The sequence below is a fragment of the Mucilaginibacter sp. P4_D1 genome, assembly GCF_056401935.1.
On record NZ_JBFUIJ010000020.1, the window covers coordinates 93,775 to 117,467 of the forward strand.

The 23,693-nt window shown below is 40.5% G+C and carries 13 protein-coding genes; all 13 read left to right on the plus strand.

The genetic code is table 11. The features are described 5' to 3' along the window. Window positions 1–9: 9 nt before the first annotated feature. Window positions 10–2,376: an RHS repeat domain-containing protein gene (locus tag AC1DV1_RS17890; protein ID WP_477361642.1), complete on the plus strand. Its 2,367-nt coding sequence runs from the start codon at window positions 10–12 to the stop codon at window positions 2,374–2,376. Between the two features lie 10 nt (window positions 2,377–2,386). Beyond that, window positions 2,387–2,860, plus strand: coding sequence for a hypothetical protein (locus tag AC1DV1_RS17895; RefSeq protein WP_477361644.1), 474 nt, complete (start codon window positions 2,387–2,389; stop codon window positions 2,858–2,860). A gap of 123 nt (window positions 2,861–2,983) precedes the next feature. Then, window positions 2,984–3,715, plus strand: a complete 732-nt coding sequence (locus AC1DV1_RS17900; protein WP_477361646.1) for a hypothetical protein — start codon at window positions 2,984–2,986, stop codon at window positions 3,713–3,715. Window positions 3,716–3,871: 156 nt separating this feature from the next. Then, on the plus strand, window positions 3,872–4,606 hold the full coding sequence (locus AC1DV1_RS17905) for a hypothetical protein (RefSeq protein ID WP_477361648.1): 735 nt from the start codon (window positions 3,872–3,874) through the stop codon (window positions 4,604–4,606). A 455-nt stretch (window positions 4,607–5,061) separates the two neighbouring features. Beyond that, window positions 5,062–5,985 (plus strand): hypothetical protein, encoded by a 924-nt coding sequence (locus AC1DV1_RS17910; RefSeq protein ID WP_477361649.1) that lies wholly within the window; start codon window positions 5,062–5,064, stop codon window positions 5,983–5,985. Window positions 5,986–6,483: 498 nt separating this feature from the next. Continuing rightward, window positions 6,484–10,662, plus strand: coding sequence for a hybrid sensor histidine kinase/response regulator transcription factor (locus tag AC1DV1_RS17915; RefSeq protein WP_477361651.1), 4,179 nt, complete (start codon window positions 6,484–6,486; stop codon window positions 10,660–10,662). Window positions 10,663–11,437: 775 nt separating this feature from the next. Then, window positions 11,438–14,608, plus strand: coding sequence for a SusC/RagA family TonB-linked outer membrane protein (locus tag AC1DV1_RS17920; RefSeq protein WP_477361653.1), 3,171 nt, complete (start codon window positions 11,438–11,440; stop codon window positions 14,606–14,608). Window positions 14,609–14,634: 26 nt separating this feature from the next. Further along, entirely contained in the window at window positions 14,635–16,218 is a 1,584-nt protein-coding gene (locus AC1DV1_RS17925) for a RagB/SusD family nutrient uptake outer membrane protein (protein WP_477361655.1), read from the plus strand. Window positions 16,219–16,244: 26 nt separating this feature from the next. Then, complete coding sequence (locus tag AC1DV1_RS17930; protein WP_477361657.1) at window positions 16,245–17,786, plus strand: glycan-binding surface protein; 1,542 nt, start codon at window positions 16,245–16,247, stop codon at window positions 17,784–17,786. Between the two features lie 409 nt (window positions 17,787–18,195). Beyond that, window positions 18,196–19,554, plus strand: coding sequence for a cellulase family glycosylhydrolase (locus AC1DV1_RS17935; protein ID WP_477361659.1), 1,359 nt, complete (start codon window positions 18,196–18,198; stop codon window positions 19,552–19,554). A gap of 260 nt (window positions 19,555–19,814) precedes the next feature. Then, window positions 19,815–20,366, plus strand: coding sequence for a hypothetical protein (locus tag AC1DV1_RS17940; protein WP_477361661.1), 552 nt, complete (start codon window positions 19,815–19,817; stop codon window positions 20,364–20,366). A 658-nt stretch (window positions 20,367–21,024) separates the two neighbouring features. Continuing rightward, complete coding sequence (locus tag AC1DV1_RS17945; RefSeq protein WP_477361663.1) at window positions 21,025–22,452, plus strand: cellulase family glycosylhydrolase; 1,428 nt, start codon at window positions 21,025–21,027, stop codon at window positions 22,450–22,452. Window positions 22,453–22,589: 137 nt separating this feature from the next. After that, window positions 22,590–23,693, plus strand: a 1,104-nt coding sequence (locus AC1DV1_RS17950) for a family 43 glycosylhydrolase (RefSeq protein WP_477361665.1), incomplete at its 3' end; no start/stop codon positions are given.

Below are 23,693 nucleotides of genomic sequence, written 5' to 3' on the forward strand. Positions count from 1 at the left end.
GTCAGTAACATGACAAAAGGATTATTAACGGCTGAAAAGACTTATTTAATAAATACGCCGACTGAATTTCTATGGGCAGTTCATTATTATGATGATTTTGGCATGGATATAAGGACGTTTAGGCAACATTATCTTGGAGGGTCTTCAGCTCTAAATCTGAATAATTATGATGATCTCACGACTAGTTACACTTTCACAAAACAAATAAATTCGGTTACTCGACGGCACTATTTTAAAAATTCTGGGGGAACAGCTACTCTTGCATTAACGGCATTGGACGCGTACACATATGATCAAATAGATAGGAAAAAAAACTATTCCCAAACGATTACGGTCAATGGTGTTGCGCAACCTAAGGTTATGCTACTATCTCAAACCTATAATGAAATTGGACAAATGATAAAAAGGGGGCTGCATTCTGCGGTTTCACCTTACACAAGTTTCTTGCAAAATGTTGATTATCGTTATAATCCCAGAGGATGGTTGTCCAGTATAAATAATTCTGATTTATCAAATGATCAAGGAGTTACAAATGCCGATACCACTGATTTGTTCGGGATGAATATTCTCTATAATGAAGCAACGACAGTAACGCCTCAGTATAATAGTAATATTTCAACTATTAGATCAAAATCCGGCAAATACGGTTCAGTCACTCCGACAAATCTTAATTTTGATTACGCCTATGATCGACTAAACAGATTAACAAATTCATTTTCCTATTCTTCATCAAAATCAGCTTCGACAGCTTATTATAATGAAAATCTTAGCTACGATGAGATCGGAAACATTAAGACACTCGGTCGATATGAATTTTATAATGGTCAACCGCAACAGATAGATTCACTTGCTTATTCATACACAGGCAATCAATTGACCAGGGTGGATGACAATTCTACATTCACCGGATCTTACGGGTTTTTAGAAGCCCAAAAAGCACCTAATGAGTACACATATAATGGCAATGGTTATCTCTCAAAAGATTTAAATAAGGGAATTTCAAACATAACTTATAATGAATTAAATCTACCTGAAGTTATAACTATCAACGGCAAAACTGTTACATACACATATGACTCTGATGGTAATAAATTAAAGAAAGTATATTTAGATGGTGTGAACACCACAACGACTGAGTATGTTAGTGGTATACAATATACCAATGGTGTCATTGATTTTTTACAAACAGAGATTGGCCGTACAAGAAAGAGCGGCAACAATTACATCTATGAATATGATTTGCAAGATCATCTGGGCAATACAAGGGTAACAATCAAACAAGATGCTATTACGTCCAAGCCTATTGTTTTACAGGAGGATGATTATTACTCGTTTGGTTCGACTATAAAATCGAGAGAATATATTGTATTTCCTAAGAATGAGTATCTTTTTAATAAGAAGGAATATCAAGAGGAAACGGGATTCTACGATTATGGTGCGCGCTTCTATGATCCTTTAATAGCCAGATGGAACGGCGTTGATGAGTTAGCAGATAAATTTAACGACCTATCTCCGTATAGCTATACGGCCGACAATCCGCTTAATTTACTTGATCCAGATGGAAAAGATATTGTTTCAGTCGGGCGAGATGTATATTTTGACAACAAAAACAACCCGGATGCGACAAATTTCTTTAAAATACTTAAAGGCACTGCTAAAAGTTTGTATATTGACATTGAACGTAGGCCAGAGTTCAGAAATTCAATAAATGACCAAGAAAAAAGAGACTATTATAGTGAAAGGTGGGTTGTTTTCTCTACTGCAAGCTTAAAAACGGCTGCCGCCGCTGTTGCCGTTATTCCAAATAAAAGCCTGGATAATTTGGTGTTAGAAACACATGGGGGTGAAAAAAAAGGAGAGGATGACATTATGACTGCAGACGTTACTCCTGACGATAAAAATTATAACAAACGAAGTAACTATCTTACTACAAGTGAAATTCGAACATTTGCAAAGACAGGTAAAGGCTCTTCAAATGCCGCCGCGTTAAGCTTATTAGGAAGTAAAGTTGCAGATAAAGGCAGGTTTATTTTTGCCGCCTGCAACGTTGTTCGAAAAACTGGATTAGGCAATGATTTTGGAAAAGCAGTAAGTGCGTTGACTGGGAACAGACTTAATATTTTTCTACCAACAAGTTTAATAAGTACACCCGACTACATGACCGTCGAAAATGGCAAAGGAAAACCTGATACTGATCCTGCGTTGGGAATGCATTATACAAATTCTTTTTTTGTTGTGTCCGCCGAAGTCGGTTGGCTGCAAATCAAACCAAGTGGTAAGACGAATAGTATTAGGGCCATAATATTGAATCCATTTCCTGACCCTAAGCTTCCGCCTGTTATTGTTAAACCAGTTGAAGATAAAAAGAAACATTAAATTTTTAAGCATGAGAAAGTTACTGATAATTTTTATCGCCAATCTTGCCTTAGGTAACGCCTTTGGGCAAAGCTTAAATCCCAACCAACATTTATATATTATGGCGAAATTTCTGGATTCGGCAAAATTAACGAAAGATGTGATTGAGAGTAAAGAGATAGCAAGTATTTATAAAAATTTAGCAAAAAAGAATGACTACGTTAATTACGAGTATTATTTTTCAGTGTCAAAAGACGGTAAGGTAACGCCAAAATTATACCCTGAGAATGCTATACTAAAACAGTTTTTTTCTAAATTTAATACCTATGGATGGCTGCCAGCATGTAAAAAAAAGTCGGCGGCGAAATTAAATAGCCAGGGCACTTTCACTTTAACGATTTCACCAGTGAACAAACTAATAATTGCAGTTGTAGATGTTTCGGCTGGAGAATCAAATAAATCTTTTGGCACAGGAACCGTTTTTAGAAAAGAATTTAAAAGATAACCTCCATTCCTTTATCGACCCAATGTGAGCATTGGCAATGGGTTTGAATTTACATTTCCCATTTATTATAGATGCCATAATTGCATTCGCAAACTTTGGATTCTTTAATGGAGATTATGATGAATGAGACCACACTATTTCGGCGCAAGCCCTGATAACAGTAACATTATTGACGCATTGCTGGTGGATTACTTGGAACAGGAGCCCCACCTGCACAATGTGCTTATGTTCTTTGACCTGCCATTTTTAATTCGTTTGATGGACAAAAGATTAAATCCAGCTGAATTTAAAGATTGCTATTTTGTAAATAAATACGAAAAGTTATTGAGCGGAAGGGGAAAAGATACTTCTAATTCATTAAAACGAATCAAACGTCGCTTCAACACTGAAACATACAAAATATACAAGACCCTGGTGTTGGACGAAAAGCGATTTCAGGGGCGTTATGACGATTATGAAATGCTTCAACAGGAAAAACTGGTTTATTTATGGCGACTTTTTCCCGTAGCTAGCGTATCTGCCTTTCAATCACTTTATCGGCACCTCCAGGTGATTTGTACATTTAAATTCAGGCATCAGTATTCAATAGCCAACGGATTAGGACTTGTACTGGTAAATGCAATCAATAATGAATTTAATACTGGGTTATCGATACTTCGTTTTTACCTTCAGGAAGGAAATATTGCTTATTTAAATTCATACCCGATTTTCCTCGCGACTTATAGACAAAATAAAGATTGCGTCACCCAGCTTTATCAGTTTATTGTAGAAATTGATTTCCAAAATCGTCAAACCTGGCTTGAAAATTATTTCTATTGGCTGCCCGAAGATTTGGTGACTGCTGACAGCGCTTAACAATTATTAGCCTGTTACAATAACTCCAATACATCCAATCATAACCTGTCACCCGACGTCCTTTGGAAATACGAACGGGCAAAACCTCAGCTCATTAAACAATTACTTTACTTATTATACAATAAAAAACAAGCTGAGCCAGAGTTCAAATTTCAGATGCATCACGAATTTTTTCGTACCGTAACTTATATCAGCGATGAAGACATGGTTTTTTCAAAGAATCTTTATTTTCAGCAGGAACAAATGGATAGTCACTATGATTTATACGGTAATGAGTTTTATTATTTGCTCGAAAAGGATGCGAMTWTCTTTGATGATTATATAGACCAATTGCTTGATAATGTTGAGCGCGGAACAGCTAAAGGAAGGAAGCCATTATCAAAAGTTTGGAATTATCCTGACGCAGATAATTTAATCCATGGTGCACTGGTCAAAATTCGCCAAATGAAATACCATAACAGCATCGACCATATCAGCAGTATTTTTTTTATTCAACTCGATGAAGATAATAAGCTTAAAGCTTCGCGCCTTATCAGCAGGTTAATTCAAGAATTTAAAGAAGATTTGATAATGCTCAATATATTACTTGATAATCTGCGGAATTACCTGAGTGAGTTTCTGGATCGCTTTATTGCCGAAATACTCACAGCCAATCCTGACTTTGAAATATTTAAAAGGTTAGTTTTTTATAACAGTCACTTTAGCTCAACTGGTAACCAAATCTGGGCTGAATTTAAGGCTACCAAACTTAAACATGTCTACGAAGTGATCCACAGCCTGCATAATCATTATGATTACATCGAACATAAAGATTTTTTGGCAAACCGTATTGCTGACCTTCAGGAGACTACCGCTTTTGAGAGAAAATTAATTTTCAGAGGGTTTCGATAATACATTCTCATATACACGATTGTGCTCAAATAAGGAAATATCCGGTACGATGGTCAATATGAAATTAAATTAGTAATCATATGTTCCCTATCTACGCAAATAGGCTGCGCAATGGCATTTTATTTTTGTGCTGTTAAGTCAGAACATCCAAAAACTATAGTGATATACTTAAGTTTAAATTAGGAACTTGACCTTACAAGCCCGAAGAAATGGTACTTTAAAATAAAAAGCTCAAAATGAAAATGCACACATTTCGTTGGTTTTTGCCAACATCAATCAGAAGCAGAACCAACTATTTTGAATTTGACATAACAAAAGACTGCGAGGTTTTTCTAACCCAGCCGTTATACTATAATAGAGCAGTAAAATTCGATAGTCAGTATAGCCTTGACCAGGCTTTTACTGAACAAATAAAACAGATCTCCATAAGGATCCATCCTTTTACAAGTGCACCAATGAGTAATACGCATGAAGCAAATGCGATTATGTCGAAAGAAATTGGAAGCTTTCCTGATTTCGATCATATTATTCATAGAGGGAATTTGAGGCGTGCAAAGGGTTTGGTCATTGTTGAAATAATGTTTGAAGGGGAATACACTTATACACAAAATTTAAAGACTGACGAGGAAACTGATATTGAAAAGATGTTGAACTGGAACATGGATTTTGAAGATATGAGGCGTAAAATGATCTCTTTGGCCAGTGACATTTGTTCATTCTTTCTTTTAGGGCTTCATATCACGTACCCGACCCATTCCAATTCACATGAATCTCATAAACCCCAATCAAGCGGATTATTATCCTTTGTCGGGGATGGAGAGTATATCATGGACGAGCATTCTGATATTTTTTCTTATCCATTATTGTTGGAGGAAAACAGGGTAGAGGCTTTGAAAACTGTTTTGCCGCAAATTGCCCAAGTCTGGCACAAAAATATTTGGTCGTTTTACCGTTTTTTAAAGGGTGTTCGCTCGGATTATATAACAATTGATAATTTCTTAGATTTAGTCTTCACCCTAGAGAGTTTTTACGATAACAACACTTCCACAGAGATTATGAAATTGGTGTCATCCGTTATTGTTGCGGAAAATAAAGGAGACGCAAAAAGAATACAGGAATTGCTCACCTATTGTTTTAGGATACGGAACGAAGTAGCGCACGGCGGTACAAACTATAGGCTATATGATCACGTACCCAAAAAGCCGAGCGAACCGCAAGATGAACTATTGATTGTTCAATTGTATTGGGACCTTAAAAACCTCAATCTCCAATTGCTTTACCACGGAATCCTCAAAATATTAAATAACAAGCATTCAATGCCACCCACGGCGATTCGATTTGGTATCTCTGATATAAGCGACAAATGTATTCTATTATAAATTCAAGATTTTTGGTTCGGAGCATCATCTCGATCAAGGATTTTTGAAAAGCCGCCTATTTCAATCAATTCATCCACAAAACGGTGCGGATTTTGCACCGTTATCCACCCTTCACGGGGCAAGAGATTTTTAGAAGTCTTTTGCCCCTTTTTTTTGTCTCTTAATTGCTTGTTTGCCAGATATATAGACCGGAAGCTATCACTCACTTTAGCGGTTCGATGTTTTAGATTTTCAAGAATGATGGTATGGGATGCTCCGGATAGCCATCTAAACGACAACCTGTAACAAGCTTTATTTCGGGGTAAGTTCGGGCATGGTTCGTACCATAGTATTGGTAACTCGTTTGTTTCAGAGGTAGGTTATTTATTTTTCGCAGACCAAATAACGGAATCGACAATTTTATATCGTTAATTACGAATTTATTTTACTTTTATGCTATTCAAGTGTACTGGCTTGCTAAAGACCCGGTTCCTGATTTAGAAATCTCAACCAATTTTAATGCGTTTAAAACTATATATTGTCGTTTCAGTGTTGTTTTTTGCTTGCACGAACAGTTTTGCGCAAAGCAATCAATACCGATTTTCGCACCTTGACATAAGTAACGGGCTGTCGCACAATCAGATCACCAGCATTTTTAAGGATTCTGAGGGGTTTATGTGGTTTGGTACTTCTTCCGGTCTCAACAGGTATGACGGTTATAACTTTAAAGTATTCAGGCACGATGCAAATAATAAATATTCTATTAATTTCGATTATATAAGAAACATTTTTGAAGGCCCTGATAAAAAATTATGGATATCAACACCCCGCGGCTTCTGTTTCTATGATCCGGAAACGGAACGGTTTAATAATGATATGTCATTATTGTCACGTCCTTTGAAGCTACCAGTTAATGATCCTCAAAAAATAGAACGCAGCAGCGCTGCAGACTTTTGGTTTTTATATGCCGATTCGGGCATTTACAGATACAACGCTATAAGCAAAAAGACGATGCATTATTATCACAGTGTTAACGGGGGGCCCTCGTTATACCCAGGTTCCATTGCAGATATCACTTCTGACGTTAAAGGCAATATTTGGATAGTTTATACTGACGGAATGGTGGAGATGCTTGATGTTAAACTTAACAGGATCAGCTATCGCACCAGCATATTTAACAAGGTAACTAATAATAAGAAAGATCATTATGCATTGTTCGTCGACCGCGATGGTGATCTATGGTTTTACTTGCCGTACAATGATTTGGGCCTATTTTATTACCGGCCATCAACAGGGACTTTCAGGGATATTGATAAAGAATCACCCGGGATAAAGTTAAAAACGAACCTTATTACTAACATTGTTCAGGCTGATGATGGCTTGATATGGATCGCAACTGACCATGGGGGGGTAAATGTGCTGGATAAAAAGAATGCGACAATCACCTATCTGCTAAATAAAGGAGATGACCCTACCTCATTAAGGCAAAATACCGCAACACTCTATAAGGATAACTTAGGTATTATATGGGCCGGTACTAATAAAAAGGGAATAAGTTATTATCATAAAAATATTATCAAGTTCCCGATTTTCAGGCATTTAGACTCTGATCCAGCCAGTTTAAGGTTTAACGATATCAATAAATTTGTAGAAGATAAACTGGGGAATTTATGGATCGGCACCAATGGCGGCGGCCTCATTTATTTTAATCTAAAAACGGGCGTATACACCCAATACAAAAACAATCCTAATGATAGCAACAGCTTATCGAGCGATATAATTATTAGCCTCTGTATAGATCATGACCAAAAATTATGGATAGGTACCTATTTTGGCGGTTTGGATTGCTTTGACGGGAAAACGTTTAGCCATTATAAACACAACGATAAAGTGGCCACCAGTATTGCTGATAACCGTGTATTTAGCATTTTGGAAGACTCGTCTCACCGTTTGTGGATAGGAACGCTTTTTGGGGGCCTCGAAATTTTCGACCGTGCAAAAAAAATATTTTACCATCCATTAACGCATGCTGATATCAGCTCTACTATCATATTCTCAATCTTCGAGGATAAACATGGCAATATTTGGATAGGGGGGGGATGGGGCGTAGATGTTATATGGAAGGACGGCGGGCCGGTAAGCCACTATACCACAAAAGATGGTTTAATTGACAATGAAATAAGCAGTATCAGTGAGGATAGCCGGGGTTTGATATGGATAGCGACCGCAGGCGGATTGAGTGCGTTAAATCGCAAAACAAACACTATTATCTCGCTGACAAAAAAAAGCGGGCTCCCGGCTAATTCAGTGACCAATACGTTGGAGGATAACAAAGGGGTAATGTGGTTAAGCACTTCGAATGGTTTAGCCCGCGTCAGGTTAACACCAACAGCTGGTGCTTTTAATTTTCACGTCGACAGCTTTGACGATACAGATGGTTTGCAGGGCCGGGAGTTTAACAGAAATTCAGCTTTAAAAACACGCGCCGGTGAATTGATATTTGGGGGTCCAGATGGTTTTAATCTATTCGACCCCGCAAGCATTGTACCCGATACCGCCAAGCCTAAATTAATCTTTACCGACTTTCAGTTGTTCAATAAGAGCATATCAGCAAATGAGGCGGTTAATGGCCATATTATCCTTCCAAAAAGTATATCAGTAGTACATTCAATAGTCCTTAATCACGACGAAAATATCTTTTCGATAGAATTTGCCGCCCTCGATTATATCAATCCGGGTAAAATAAAATATCAGTATATGCTGGAGGGCTTTAATAAGGCATGGGTAAATGTAGATAATAAAACGCGAAAAGCCGGCTATACCAATCTGGATGGGGGAGATTATACTTTTAAGGTACGTGTGTCCAATTCTGAAGGTGTTTGGAGTCTGCATGGTATTTCTTTAAAAATTAAGGTATTGCCGCCCTTTTGGAAATCTACTTTAGCTTATGTTATTTACCTGTTGCTGATAACCGGGACCCTCTTTTTTATACGCCGGCGCGGAATACAGAAAATAAGAAGACAATTCATAGCAGAGAAAGAAAAACAGGAAGCAAAATTGATAATTGAACAGGAGCGGCAGGAGATTAAGCGAATGCAGGATATTGATCAGTTGAAAACCAAGTTTTTGACCAACGTAAGTCACGAGTTCAGAACACCGATTTCGCTGATCATGGCACCGGTCGAGAAAATGCTTACCCGAGCTGATCAGGAACAGCAACAACAGCTGGGCATGATAGGAAAAAACGCCCGGCGATTATTGAACCTGGTAAACCAGTTGCTTGATTTCAGGAAGATGGAAATTCAGGAATTGAAACTACATAGCAAGCCGGGGGATATGGTGAAGTTCATCAACGAGATATACCTTTCATTTACTGATATCGCTGAACAAAAAGAGATTAATTTTATTTTTGATACCTCGATCGATTCGCTGTTTACCAGTTTTGACCATGATAAGATAGAAAGGATATTGTTTAACCTGCTTTCAAATGCCTTTAAATTTACACTGCCTGGCGGCCAGGTAAGCGTTTTGCTTAATGTAAATAGCGAAGCCGGCGATGCCCCGCTTGAAATTAAGGTGATTGATACCGGTATTGGTATTCCGCATGAAAAACAAAGTAAAATCTTCGAACGGTTTTTTCAACACGACATTCCAGAGTCGATGATTAACCAGGGCAGCGGCATTGGCCTTGCAATTACGCATGAGTTTGTGAAGATGCATGGAGGCGAATTAACCGTTGAGAGTGAGCCCGATCATGGCAGTTGCTTCACCGTTAAACTGCCGTTTGTCATCTATAACCGTGGAGATATAGATCTGCCATCGGACGATGACATTGATGAGGAAATCGTAAACGAGATTACTCACATTGAAGATAAAAGTATCGTCAAACCGCAGCGATCAAATAAAAAGCCGGTGGTTCTGTTGGTAGAGGATAACGATGACTTTCGTTTTTACCTGAAAGATAATTTAAAGGATATATATAAATTAGTTGAAGCTGTAAATGGAAAAGATGGTTGGCAGAAAGCGTTATCCCAGCACCCGGATCTTATTGTAAGTGATATTAGCATGCCCGCAATGACAGGTATTGACCTTTGCAAAAAACTAAAGAATGACAGCCGCACTTCGCATATTCCGGTTATTTTGTTAACCGCGCTAACCGGCGAAAGCGAACAATTGAAAGGTCTTGAAATTGGAGCTAATGATTACATAACAAAGCCTTTCAATTTTGAGATACTTCTTTCGAAGATCAAAAACATCCTCGTACTTAAGGATGTCTATAAGCGGACATACAAAAAGCAAATGGACGTTCAATTACAGGAAATACCTTTACAAAACGAAGATGAAATACTATTAAAGAATATAGTTGAGTACATAGAACTTAATATCTTAAACGACAACCTTTCAGTGGATGAATTAGGTCGTCAGATGGGAATCAGCCGGGGATCGCTTTATAATAAAGTTTTGATGCTCACGAACAAATCGCCTGGTGAATTTATCCGTTCGATAAGGTTAAAAAAAGCAGCGTATTTGCTCGGGAATAGCCAGATGACCGTTAGCCAGATCTGCTACGAGGTAGGCTTTAATACCCCCAAGCATTTTGCGAAAATGTTCAAGGAAGAATATAACATACTTCCTTCTGCGTATGTCAATTCCATTCGTCGGAAAAAAAGTAATTCCGAAGCTGAAAGTAAAGAATAACGATCTCTATGCTGTTTGTTTGCTGTGAATGCGAACGAATGAGCGACAAGTCACCGGGCAAAAACATATATTCAAAACGGTGTTGCAAATATAGATATGCCTTTTACCGTTCGGTAAGCCCCAGAAAAGCATAGCATTTATACAGGAAGCGGAAAGGCTTGGATGCACCAATTATTGTTTATTTCAAATTTACGTGTCATAACAAAGGCGAAGCTGTTGTCAGCGTTTGTTTTGGCCGGTCAATGACCATTGGTCATTTGCATTTTAAAACGGTTCGTTCGGCTCCAAATTACGACTCCCGTTCGGTATTTATGGTAAAATAAGTTAGTATTAGTTCTTAAGTATCTTATTTACAAGTAGATATGTAGTTTGGATTTTTGGTCTATACTTTTGGCTAAAACTACCCTTTCCCATTTTTTAAGTTACCATAGCTTCATCCCCGGAATATGAGTCCAAAGTAATTTACTTAAAGAAGGTTGCCTTGAAACCATATCCCACTAATAACCAATAGGACCAACAGTTAACTTTTTTGAATTAGTAAACATGCGCCTGACTGCACCTGAAGTTTTTTAACTGATTGTTCGGGTAGCTGTTTCATGTGAGCAAACTAACAGTAAAGTAGTATCAAAGGTTGCTTTTGGGCTATCTAAAAGATGTGATAACCAAATAAATTATGAATGAGAGAAAAACCAATTAATTACTAACCAAACACCAATGAACCAATTGTCAAACCTTAAAATCCTTTTAAAAGATGGATAAAAATTTACAAAGAAAAATGAAACACCAGATTTCATTATTTATCACGGGCATGTTTCTTTATTTTTCAGCCCATGCACAAACGGTAAATATTACCGGCAAAATAACAAGCGCCGACGATGCCCAGCCAATGCCAGGCGTAAGCATCAAAATTAAAGGGACGGGCCTGGGCACTGTGTCCAGCATTGATGGCAGCTACAATATAGCGGCTGAGCCGGGCAAGGTACTCGTTTTTAACTTTTTAGGCTATGCGCCACGGGAAATAACTGTTAAGCAGGCCGGTTCAATTAACGTCAGGCTCAGTTCAACATCCAGCAATTTGAACGAGGTTGTTGTTATTGGTTACGCTAAAGCAAGAAGACCGGATATAACCGGCGCTATCAGTTCCATAAGGGGCGACGATTTGCGCCAAACGCAACCCACTACTTTTGACCAGGCCCTGCAAGGTAAAGTTGCCGGGGTTGTTGTTCAACAAGTGTCGGGCCAGCCAGGTGGCGGTGTCTCTATTCAAATACGGGGGGTATCTTCCATAAGTGGTTCTAACTCGCCAATGTATGTGATAGATGGTATTATTATTCCCCCGGTTGGCGATCCCGGGAATGGTGGAAATCCGTTAAACACTATCAATCCTGCTGAAATTGAATCAATAGATGTATTAAAGGATGCTTCCGCGACTGCCATATACGGTTCGCAGGCAACCAATGGCGTAGTTGTTATCACTACAAAAAGGGGTAAAGTCGGACCGCCAACGGTAAATTATGATTTTTATACAGGTGATCAGGAGTTGCCCAAGAAACTCCCTGTAGTTAACTTGCAACAGCTCGCTACTATTTTGAATGACCGGGCACAAGTTTGGGGCTTCGATGCCAGACCCGAATTCGAAAATCCTCAATATTTAGGTACAGGTACCGACTGGCAGAAAGAACTGTTCCGCAGGGCGCCAATGAACAACCATAACTTAACAATAAGCGGTGGCGATTCCAGAACCCAATATTTACTATCAACCTCGTATTTTGACCAGGAAGGGATAGCCCTTGGATCTGATTTTAAAAGATACTCCGTAAGGCTGAATTTAGATAACAAAACCACTAATTGGCTAAAAGTAGGAACCAGCCTTCAATTGGCCCATGTTTATGAAAATCAAAATACTACTGCCTCGGGCGTAATTAATTCGGCGTTAAACATGACACCAGATGTTCCGGTTCAAAACTCTGATGGCTCCTACGGCGGTGTTACCAACCCGAACGGTTATACCGCACCTGTTCCTAACCCGGTGGCGATGGCCAAGATTGTCACAAACGTAAGGAGAAGGAACCAGATATTTGGCAATGCGTATGCCGAAATACAATTTACTAAAGATTTGTCGTTGCGCAATGAAGTATCCGGTAATTTCGATTTTAGTTCTGAAGATAATTTTAACCCAACTTATAAATTTGGTTTATTTACTAATGGTATTAACAGAGCTAATTCGAACCTAAGCCAAAATTTTTATACGGTAATACGCAGTTTTTTTACTTATAACCATAATTTTAGTAAATATAGTGTAAATGTTTTGACAGGGCATGAAGCGCAGATGAGCTCTTTCGAAAATGTTGGCGGCTCACGGACAAATTTCCCTTCAAACAATGTGACGGCCCTTAATTCCGGCGATGCGACTACAGCCAGAAATAGTGGCGATAACTCAGGCCCTAAAGGTAATGGCGGCACGGCACAGGAATCCTATTTCGGACGTGTTAATTTTTCCTGGAACGATAAATACCTGATCACCGGTAATATTCGGGACGATGGTTCTTCGAATTTTATGGTCAACCGAAATTGGGCTGTTACCTATTCGGGCGCAGTGGCCTGGAAAATTAACAATGAGGCATTTTTAAAAGGCGTAAAATCTATAAATGAATTAAAGCTCCGGCTTGGTTATGGGCTTACCAACAATCAGGGCATACCCGGCAATACATTTGTTACCCAACTTTCATCAGTGGCCAATGGCTTATCGGGTACGGCACAGTTTCAAAACAATTTGGCAAACCCTTTTGTAACCTGGGAAAAAACAAAATATTATAACGTGGGCCTTGATGGTACGTTCTTTAACGGGCGGATTAGTTTTTCATTAGATGTTTACGACCGCGAAACAAACGGACTTTTATTAAAGGTACCGTTGCCATTGTACAGCGGTACTACATCAGGGTGGTCGCCTGGATCCATGCAGGCACCTTTTGTCAATATCGGTGCTGTAAGCAACAAAGGGTTCGACTTCCGGGTCAGTTCTACCAATGTTAACAGCAAAAATTTTTCCTGGAAAACTGATCTTACATTATCACGCAATGTCAATAAAGTACTTAATTTAGGTTCAGGCGGATCTGATGCTAACTTGAGCCAAACCTCTTATGTGATTAACGATGTGGTGGAAAAAACGATGGTGGGGCAGCCCATCGGCGAATTTTATGGCTATGTATTTGATGGCGTATTTGCAACCTCAAAAGATTTTCTAACACATGCCTTGCCAGCTAACCAAGCCGGGGTACCTTATCCGGTTTCTGCGGTAGGGGGCGGTATTTGGTACGGCGACCGCAAGTTTAAAGATTTGAATGGCGACGGTATTATTGACTCAAGGGACGAAACTTTTTTGGGTTCCCCGCTCCCAAAATTCCAGTATGGCATCAATAATACCTTTAGATACAAAAATTTCGACCTGAATTTTTTCTTCAGCGGCAGCTATGGCAATAAAGTATTCAATCAACTGGCTGTAGCACAAAGCAATCCGCAAAATAATAGCACCTATTTTACATCAGTATTAAATTATGCCCATTTGGCTTTAATTGACCCAGCCGGCTCGGCATCCGATGTTAACAATGTATATGTTACTAATCCGAATACAACCACTGTGGGGTTAAGAAACGACAATACCAACGGTAATAACCGTTCTAATAGTCTGTTTATCGAAGATGGGTCATTCCTGAAGTGCAAAAACATCACCTTGGGTTACCGATTGCCAGAAAGTATTTTGTCGAAAATATACGTGCACTCAATCCGGGTTTATGGTACAGTGGCCAACGCCTTTACAATTACAAAATATACCGGCATGGATCCTGAAATTGGTTCATGGAACCCACTCCAGGCAGGCTGGGATGGTGGTTATTATCCTCAGCCAAGAGTATTTACTATTGGTGCCAGTATAACATTTAACAAATAAGGAATCACCAATTAAAAAGGATATTTATGAAACCAATTAGTAAAATGATAATTTTTTTGGTATTTGCAGCAGCAATTGCCGGATGTAAAAAGAGTTTTTTGGAACGCCCTTCCAACTCGCAGATAAGTTCTAATAATTTTTACAAAACTACTTCCGATTTAAGGCTGGCCACAGCAAACCTATATGGCGGTTCCGAGTGGTGGCAATTTCATTCTGCTTCTTTGTTGCCAATTAGTGACGCATTGAGCGGAAATGGCTATAAAGGGTATTATCAGGATTTACATGAACTTTTTACGCGCACCATTACAGCGCAAAATGGCATTGTATCGCAAGCCTGGATAGGCTTATACAACGTTATTGCACAATGTAATACGGTTATTGATGCGATTCAAAGCCAGGCATCATCTTCAATTTCCGTTTCTGATAGAAATGCCGCCATTGGCGAAGCTAAATTTATCCGTGCCGTAGCCTATTATCATTTGGCAGTTTACTGGGGCGCCGTACCTATTATTGAGGATAACAGTAAACTAATACAAAACTCCTTGCTTAACCGCAATACTGTTTCGGATGTTTATAAATTTATTGCCAATGACCTGACTTACGCGGCGCAAAGCCTTCCTGCAAAAGATGTAGCTGGCAGGGTAACCACATGGTCGGCGCAAGGGATGCTGGGCAAAGTATATTTAACCTGGGCGGGCTTGGGGAAAAGCGGCTCACGCGACCAGGCATTGCTGGACAGCGCCAAAAAATATGCAGGCAATGTGTGTAATAACAGCGGCTTGTCATTGCTTCCCAGCTATTATGATCTTTTCACGGTGCAACACAACGATGTCCCCGAAGATTTATTCTCCCTTCAATGGGCAGGAGGCGTGGGTTATGGCAGTGGCAACACCTGGGCCGGACTCCTTGCGCCAAGCACCGATGTAACCGCGCAGAAGGAAGGTGCGTGGAGTACCATACAGATCACCTACGACTTTTATCTGGCATATACAGCGCAAGATAGCCTAAGGCGCAGGGCCACTATTATGCTCACCGGAGAGCATTATCCTGAATTGAATGCTGCGGGTGGTGGTTATACGGCAACACAGGTGAGTTTGAAAAAACACATTATCGGTAACGAGAAAGATAACAACTTGCCAACAATGGATATTTGGTCATCTCCCGAACATAATGCAATGCTTAGGTTGGCCGATGTGTACCTGATATATGCCGAAGCCATTTTGGGCAACAATGCAACCACTTCCGATGGTACAGCCCTGAGATATTTTAACGCGGTGCGGTCAAGGGCTGGGGTGAATCAGGCTTCGGTGTTAACCCCTGCAACCATCCTAAATGAAAGAAGAATTGAATTGGCTTTTGAGGGGCAATATTGGATAGACCTGGTACGGCTTTCTTATTACGACCCCGCAACGGCTATCAATATCCTCAATAACCAGCAACGCGTTACATTCAGTTATAAAAGTGGGGTTGCAACACCAACAACAGCGGGTAATGATGGCGGGCCGCAAACTGTTAATCCGGCAACAATAGACTCATTTACATTGCCAATACCGGCATCAGAGGTGACCAGCGACCCCAAATTGCTGAACCCGCCGGTACCTTATTATTAATTTTTTAACAGCTAAATTATATTAAAATGAAAAGAAATTTAGACATCCGCTTGTATTTTTTGCCGCTATTTTTGATGATGGTGGCTTTACTGCCGGCTTGTAAGAAAAATACCGAGAGTTCTTCTATCCCCCCTGTTATTACAAGCGTAAGATTGTATCATGCGGCAGGTAAGGATACGCTTTTGAGTACTGGTGATCCACAAACTGATCCTACCTGGTCAGGTGGATCATACAAATATGTGGTTATAATTGGGCAGAATCTGAAAAATGCAACAGAAATTGAGTTCGACGGCGTTTCTGCATCCTTTAACCCTGCTTTATTAGCATCGGGAAGCGCGGTAGTACGAATACCAAACATCATATATTCAAAAATTGACACAGCTAAGCTCTATACCTTAACCTATAAAACACCGGCAGGTTCAACAACCTTTTCTTTTAAATTAGGGCCTGCGGCACCTGCTATTTACGCTATATCCAATGTATTTGCTAACCCCGGCGACTCGGTTTATCTTTTTGGTGCCAATTTAGTGCTGGTTCAAAAGTTTGTATATGGAGGAACCCCAATCACAAAGTTTAATTCGAGCTTTTATGGCGACTCCCTCGGCTTTTTGATGCCGGCAACGACATCCAACAAGCTAGTAACGGTAACTACTAAGTCTGGTACCGTTATGGATACAATAAGAGCCACACCAGTTACTTCCTGGATTTCCAACGAAAATCCCAGCCCTGGCGATTCAGTTTATATTTATGGCACTTATTTTAAGGACATTCAATCGCTAACCTTTGCGGGTACCGCAGTTACTTCTTTTACAACATCAAAAGATACAAAGTCTGTTGGTTTTGTTGCGCCTGCGCTATCGCAAAGCGGACCGGTATCTATTACCACATCGTACGGCACGGGTACTACTCCTTACAATGTTTATACTCCAACATATCTAAAAAACGGTGTTATAGAAAATATGGATGGTTCTGGTGTCCTTTATGCGGATTATGGTGGTAATGCTTCTAGCTGGGGGGACGGTATTGGTGGTATTGATGCCAACAACAATAACCGGTACGGCTGGTTTACAGAAACAACTGCCTTTAATGGCGTAATGGGCACAAACCATACTATGTTTATTTTTGTGAATACCGGTGTTTTGAGTGGCGGTTCTTCTAATGGTGGTATTATTTTAGCAAGTAATCAATGGGTACCAGCAGCCAACCTTACTGACGCCCCGGACAACTGGGCCTTGAAAATGGAAATAAGTGTACCGACCGACTGGAATGGTGGTGCACTGGATATTAAAACAGATGTAGGCGGCTATATATACAGATGGGAACCATGGAAAACCGGAAAAGCGTACAAAACAAAGGGGTGGGTTACTATAACTATCCCGTTGTCGTCGTTTCGTGCAAGTAATGCATTGGGCGAGGGTATGGGAGCTCCCTTAACTAAGATCACCGATTTGGTGGGCTCATCAGGAAAAACCGGCGCCTACCTATATAGGCATAATTATGACGCAGCAACTACAACAACTGGCTTTTATGTTGCATTCGATAATATTCGTGTTGTAAAAATTAAATAAGCTAAAGCCTCCACGGCAGCATATCGCTGTGGGGGCTTTTTGCCTCGAAAATATTGGTAAAAAGGATAGGGAAGCGAAACGAGGGAAATAGGGAAGAGAACTTAGGGGATCCTGATATGACAACCCCCAATTTACCATTTTGGATTCGCCAAAACGGAGAAGATGTTAGAGTAACGAAATTAACAGTAAAAAGATCAACGTACAATTGAGCCGCTATCATAGCGGGCAAAAAAAAAGATATCATGCTGATATTTTTTAGTGCGGGAGATGTTTATGCAATTTTTTAATTAAATGATAGAACAAAATGAAAAAAATGTATTTTTTTAAATCCGCAGTATTTCTTGCTGCGATTATCGCACTTTTCGCCTGCACAAAGGTGAAAACTCCGGCACCGGCCCTCACGGTTAGCGTGTCGACAATTTCTTTTGCGCCCGAAGGAGGAAGCCAGGACATAACCGTTACCAGCAATGCCGACTGGAGCGTAAGCAACCCCGCTTTTTCATGGCTGCAATTAAGCGCAACTGCCGGCAAGAGCGGGAGTACTGTTATTCATGTGACGGTGACGTCGCCAAATGGAACCGGGGCAAGCCAGTCGGGCATTTTAAACATAAGTTCATCAAACGGGCAGGCCAGAAGGGTGACGGTTACCCGGGGTCCCACCATATACCCAAGTTATAACACCTCGCCCAAAGCGCCAGACATGACCGGAATGACCAGTACTGCCGTGCAACTGGCGGCAAAATTTCAAATGGGAATAAATTTTGGCAATACTATGGAATCCCCAAACGAAGGTGATTGGCAGAGTAGTAAAATGACCCTATCGTATGTCAAATATGTCAAACAATTAGGTTTCAATTTTGTACGGATTCCCTGTAACTGGGTTTGGACTCATTTAAGCGATCAGAAAAAGGCAACAATTGACCCTGCATGGCTTGCGCGGGTGAAAGAAGTGGTTGGATGGTGTGTGGCTAATGATATGTATGTGGTACTGAACGATCATGATAGTGCCAATACCAATGTCAATGCAATCAAGCAAGATTCTGTTAATGCGATGCAAAAGGCGATTTGGGAGCAGATTGCTACAACCATGCGCGATTTTGATGAGCACCTTATTTTTGCCGGTTTGAATGAACCTCCGGCTGATAATGCCGCGCAGATGGCCACACTTAATGGTTACCACGAAACATTCATCAAGGCAGTTCGCTCTACCGGGGGCAGGAACAGTTACCGGGTGCTGGTCGTGCAGGGGCCTCACACTGATCCTACTTTAACTACTACTTTGATGACTACGCTTCCTCACGACCCGGTACCTAACAAATTGATGCTCGAAGTACATGACTACACGCCCTATGCATTTACCATTTTGGCGGATGGAGATGCAAGCTGGGGCAAGATGCTTTACTACTGGGGCGCTGGGAATCATTCTACTATTGAGCCAGACCGTAATGCCACCTATGGAGAAGAGGATGCGATCACTGCTGAACTCCAGGCGGTGAAACAGAATTTTATTGATAAAGGTATCCCTGTGATACTGGGTGAATATGCAGTCTGGAGGAGGACTGCCGCCGTCACCAACCCCAATTATCTTCCTAAGGATATGGCTATGCACAACAAGTCTGTGGATTACTGGACAACTTTTGCGACCAAAACGGCTAAGGCGGATGGTCTTATGCCATTCTGGTGGGAGGTAGGGTTTCTCCTAGACAGAAGTAATAATGTGATAAAGGATCAGCCTATGTTTGATGCCCTTAAGGAAGGATATAAGTAAAAGTAATATTGAACTAAGGCTTTCCCGGGATAATAGTACTATGAACAGAAAGGAGAAGTATGAAATAATGCATCAATAAGCACTAAAAAGAACATGAATAGACAGGTAATAACAAGCCTACGTAAGGTAAGCCTGGCCTTAAAAGCACAAAGACCTGACAGAAGCCATAATGCTACGCAGCAGGTGGTTTTCAGGCTTTTTCAAACAAATAATGAAAAATTTTTAAACTATAAATTATTAATATTTAAAACTCAAGTAAAATGAAGAAAATCACACTATTATTTTTGGCCCTTACAACAGGGATGTTCGCCAAAGCACAGCAAACTGTGTATGCCGAAAATTTTGAATCAAATGTTAAGGCCGTTAGTGATCGCTATACGTATACATTTGCACCATCTACAAAGGCAGGAAAATGGAATGGTGGAGTAGATTTAAAAACCGCTGGCGATGCCAATATAAATTTGCGTCAAGGGTGGGGTGACGGATTTGTATTGAAAATAGAATTCAAAGGTGCTCCTGTTACCATACCTAATATCAATGTGGCTGGTTTTACAAATTTAAACCTGTCTTATGAATTTGCTGTTGAAGAAGGTGGAGATGCTGTAAAACCAAAAATTGAAGTAAGTATTGATGGCGGTGCTTCTTGGGTATCTCTACCTACAATTGCCAGTGGTGCAGGGTGGAATAAAGATGCAAAATCGGTTGCTTTGCCTTCAGGAAACTATAAAACAATAAGCCTCAGATTGAATCCTAATACTGAAACTTCTAATGCTATAATGTTTGATAATATTATAATTACTGGAACGAAGTAAGCCTGGCGACTGAATCGAACCAATCATGTGACAAGTCAATTGTGGTTTAGATTGAAGGAGTAAAATCAAATTACTTMTTCAATCATTTAAGTTGGTTAAAAATAAATCATTGAATTTTTTATATGAAGGCCAGACGCATTACTATTGAGCCGGACTGCAACGCCGCTTTTGGAGAAGATGATGTGATCGATTCTGAATTCCAAAAAGATTAAACAGAAGTTTGTTGATAAAGGTATCCCTGTGATACTGGGTGAATATGAAACTTTTAGACGGACTCCCGAATGCAAAGCGGTACTCCCTTGGATATGGCGGCGCACAATAGGTATGTGGATTACTGGCTAACTTTTTCGACCAAACTATGAGAGCGAATGGTCTTTTACTATTCTGGTGGGAGGTAAGTAATGGTTTTGACAGAAAAAATAATGTGGTTAAGGACCAGCGGATGGTAAATGCCATTATTGCTGGATATAAGTAAAATTTAATGTTAGCCAGAGGCAAATAAACGCTGATTCAACAAGCCTAAAATTATCCTGAATAATTAATAAAAAATGTTATCAGATGTTTTTAGTGCCGAGATTATTTATAAAAAGTTTAGTTATAGACAAAAATGAAAAAAAAATATTTTTTTAATTCTATAATATTTCTTATTGCGATTATTATGCTTTTCGCCTGCACAAAGGCGAAAACTACCGCGCCGGAACTCACGGTTAGCGTGTCGGCGATTACTTTTGCTCCCGAAGGAGGAAGTCAGGACATTACCGTTACCAGCAATGCTGATTGGAGCGTAAGCAACCCTGCTTTGTCATGGCTGCAATTAAACACTACATCCGGCAAGAGCGGGAGTACCGTTATTCATGTGACAGTGGCGTCGCCAAATGGCACCGGTGCAAGCCAATCTGCAATTGTATATATAAGTTCGTCAAACGGGCAGGCCAGAAGGGTGAGGGTTACCCAGGCTCCCACCATATACCCAGGTTATAACACCTCGCCTATAGCGCCAGACATGACTGGAGTGACCAGTACTGCCGTGCAACTGGCTGCAAAAATGGGAACGGGAATGGGAACAAACATTGGCAATACCATGGAGCCCCCAAACGAAGCTGATTGGCAGAATGGTAATAAAATTACCGATTCATATATAAAATATTTGAAAGCAACAGGTTTCAGTGCGATACGACTTCCTTGTTCATGGAATTGGAATCATCTAAGCGACCGGAAAAAGGCAATAATTGACCCTGCATGGCTTGCGCGGGTGAAACAAGTGGTTGGATATTGTGTGAATAATGGTGTGTATGTGATAGTGAATATTCACTGGGACAACGGCTGGCTGGAAAATAATATTACCGATGCTAAGAAAGATTCTGTTAATGCGAAACAAAAAGCGCTTTGGGAACAGATAGCTACAACCTTGCGTGATTTTGATGAGCACCTTTTGTTTGCCAGCGCCAATGAACCTGCGGCTGACAACGCCGCGCAGATGGCCATATTGAATAGTTATCACGAAACATTCATTAAGGCAGTTCGCTCTACCGGGGGCAGAAACGCCTACCGGGTGCTGGTTGTGCAGGGGCCTCACACTAATATTTCTATAACTGCTACTTTGATGACTACTATGCCTCACGACCCGGTACCTAACAAGTTGATGCTCGAGGTGCACGACTACACACCTGCTGGATTTACTTTACTAACGGATGGAGATGTAAGCTGGGGCAAAATGGTTTACTACTGGGGGACTGGGAACGTTTCTACTATTGAGCCAGACCGCAACAACACCCCTGGAAATGGAGACGAGGCTGCGATAACTGCTGAATACCAAAAGATGAAAGTGAATTTTGTTGATAAAGGTATCCCTGTGGTGCTTGGTGAATATGCAGCCCCGAGGAGGACTGACCCTAACAGGCCTATGCCTAAGGATACGTTGATGAACAACAGGTCTGTGGACTACTGGGCAACTTTTACGACCAAAACGGCTAAAGCGAATGGTATGCTGCCCTTCTGGTGGGAGGTAGGAAATATGTTAGACAGGGCTAATAATGGGATAATAGACCAGCGCATGTATAATGCCATTAAATTAGGATATAAGTAAAATTAATTCTGGGTTAAAGCTTTTACCGGAACAGCGGTACCGTGAACAGATTAGACAGTACCGTTTTCTTGACGTATATGATTGGTATTGAGCGTGAAAAGATAAATTAAACTAGCAAAAATGAACAATATAATAATATGAAAAAGGGCGTTGCTATATTTTTAGGTTTACTATTTTTGGTCACATTGCCTGCTTTTTCCTGTAAGAAGAAAGAGATTGAGACTCAACTCACTGTTTCTTCCTTGCAAGTTGTTTTTGAGTCGGAAGGAAGTAGTGCCGATGTTGCTATCACCGGCAATGTTAATTGGACAGCGACAGCCAACTCAGTTTCATGGTTAACGATCAGTCAGTCATCGGGAGGCCCGGGGAATGTTACGCTTAAATTAACAGCTAACGCTAACAACGCGGGTGCTGGCCGCGAGGCGATAGTGACTATCACAGCTTCGAATAGTGATGCCAGGCAAATTCAAGTTACGCAGCCAGATAATGAAGAACTGGAAGCAAAATTCGCAAAAGTTTCGCCGAAACTTCTCACCAATAATGGGAATCCTTTATTAGATTTTATGTTTACGGCCGACCCAACCGCTATAGAATACAATGGAAGAGTTTATGTGTATGCCACGAATGATCATGAACAGTATGAGCATGTAGGAAAGGATGGGAAAAATTCATACGAGCATATCCGTACACTGGTCATGATGTCTTCCGATGATATGGTCAACTGGACTTATCATGGCCTCATAAATACAGCAAAGCTGGCACCATGGAGTCAGAATTCCTGGGCGCCTTCCATTACATCCAGGCTGGAAGCAGATCGCAAAACACACTTCTATTTGTATTACTCCAATGGCGGCGGTGGCTCAGCCGTGCTTACTTCCACCTCTCCCGTTGGCCCCTGGAAAGACCCATTAGGAAAGAACATAGTCGACCGGTCTGTCCCCGGTGTGGATGTCGGTGCTCCATTCGATCCCGGAGTTCTAATTGACGGCCAAGGTACAGGCTGGCTGGTTTTTGGAGCCGGAACGCCCAAAACAAAATATATGCCGGATAATGCCAGGATTGTCAAATTAGGAGCAGATATGATCAGTTTGGCCAGCAGTATTTCTAAGATACCCGCTCCTTATTTTAATGAGGCCAGCGACCTTAACTTTATCAATGGGACCTGGGTTTATAGCTATTGTACGAGTTGGGATGAACGCACTGTATGGCCTTATAGCAATATTGCTAAACCAACCGCATGC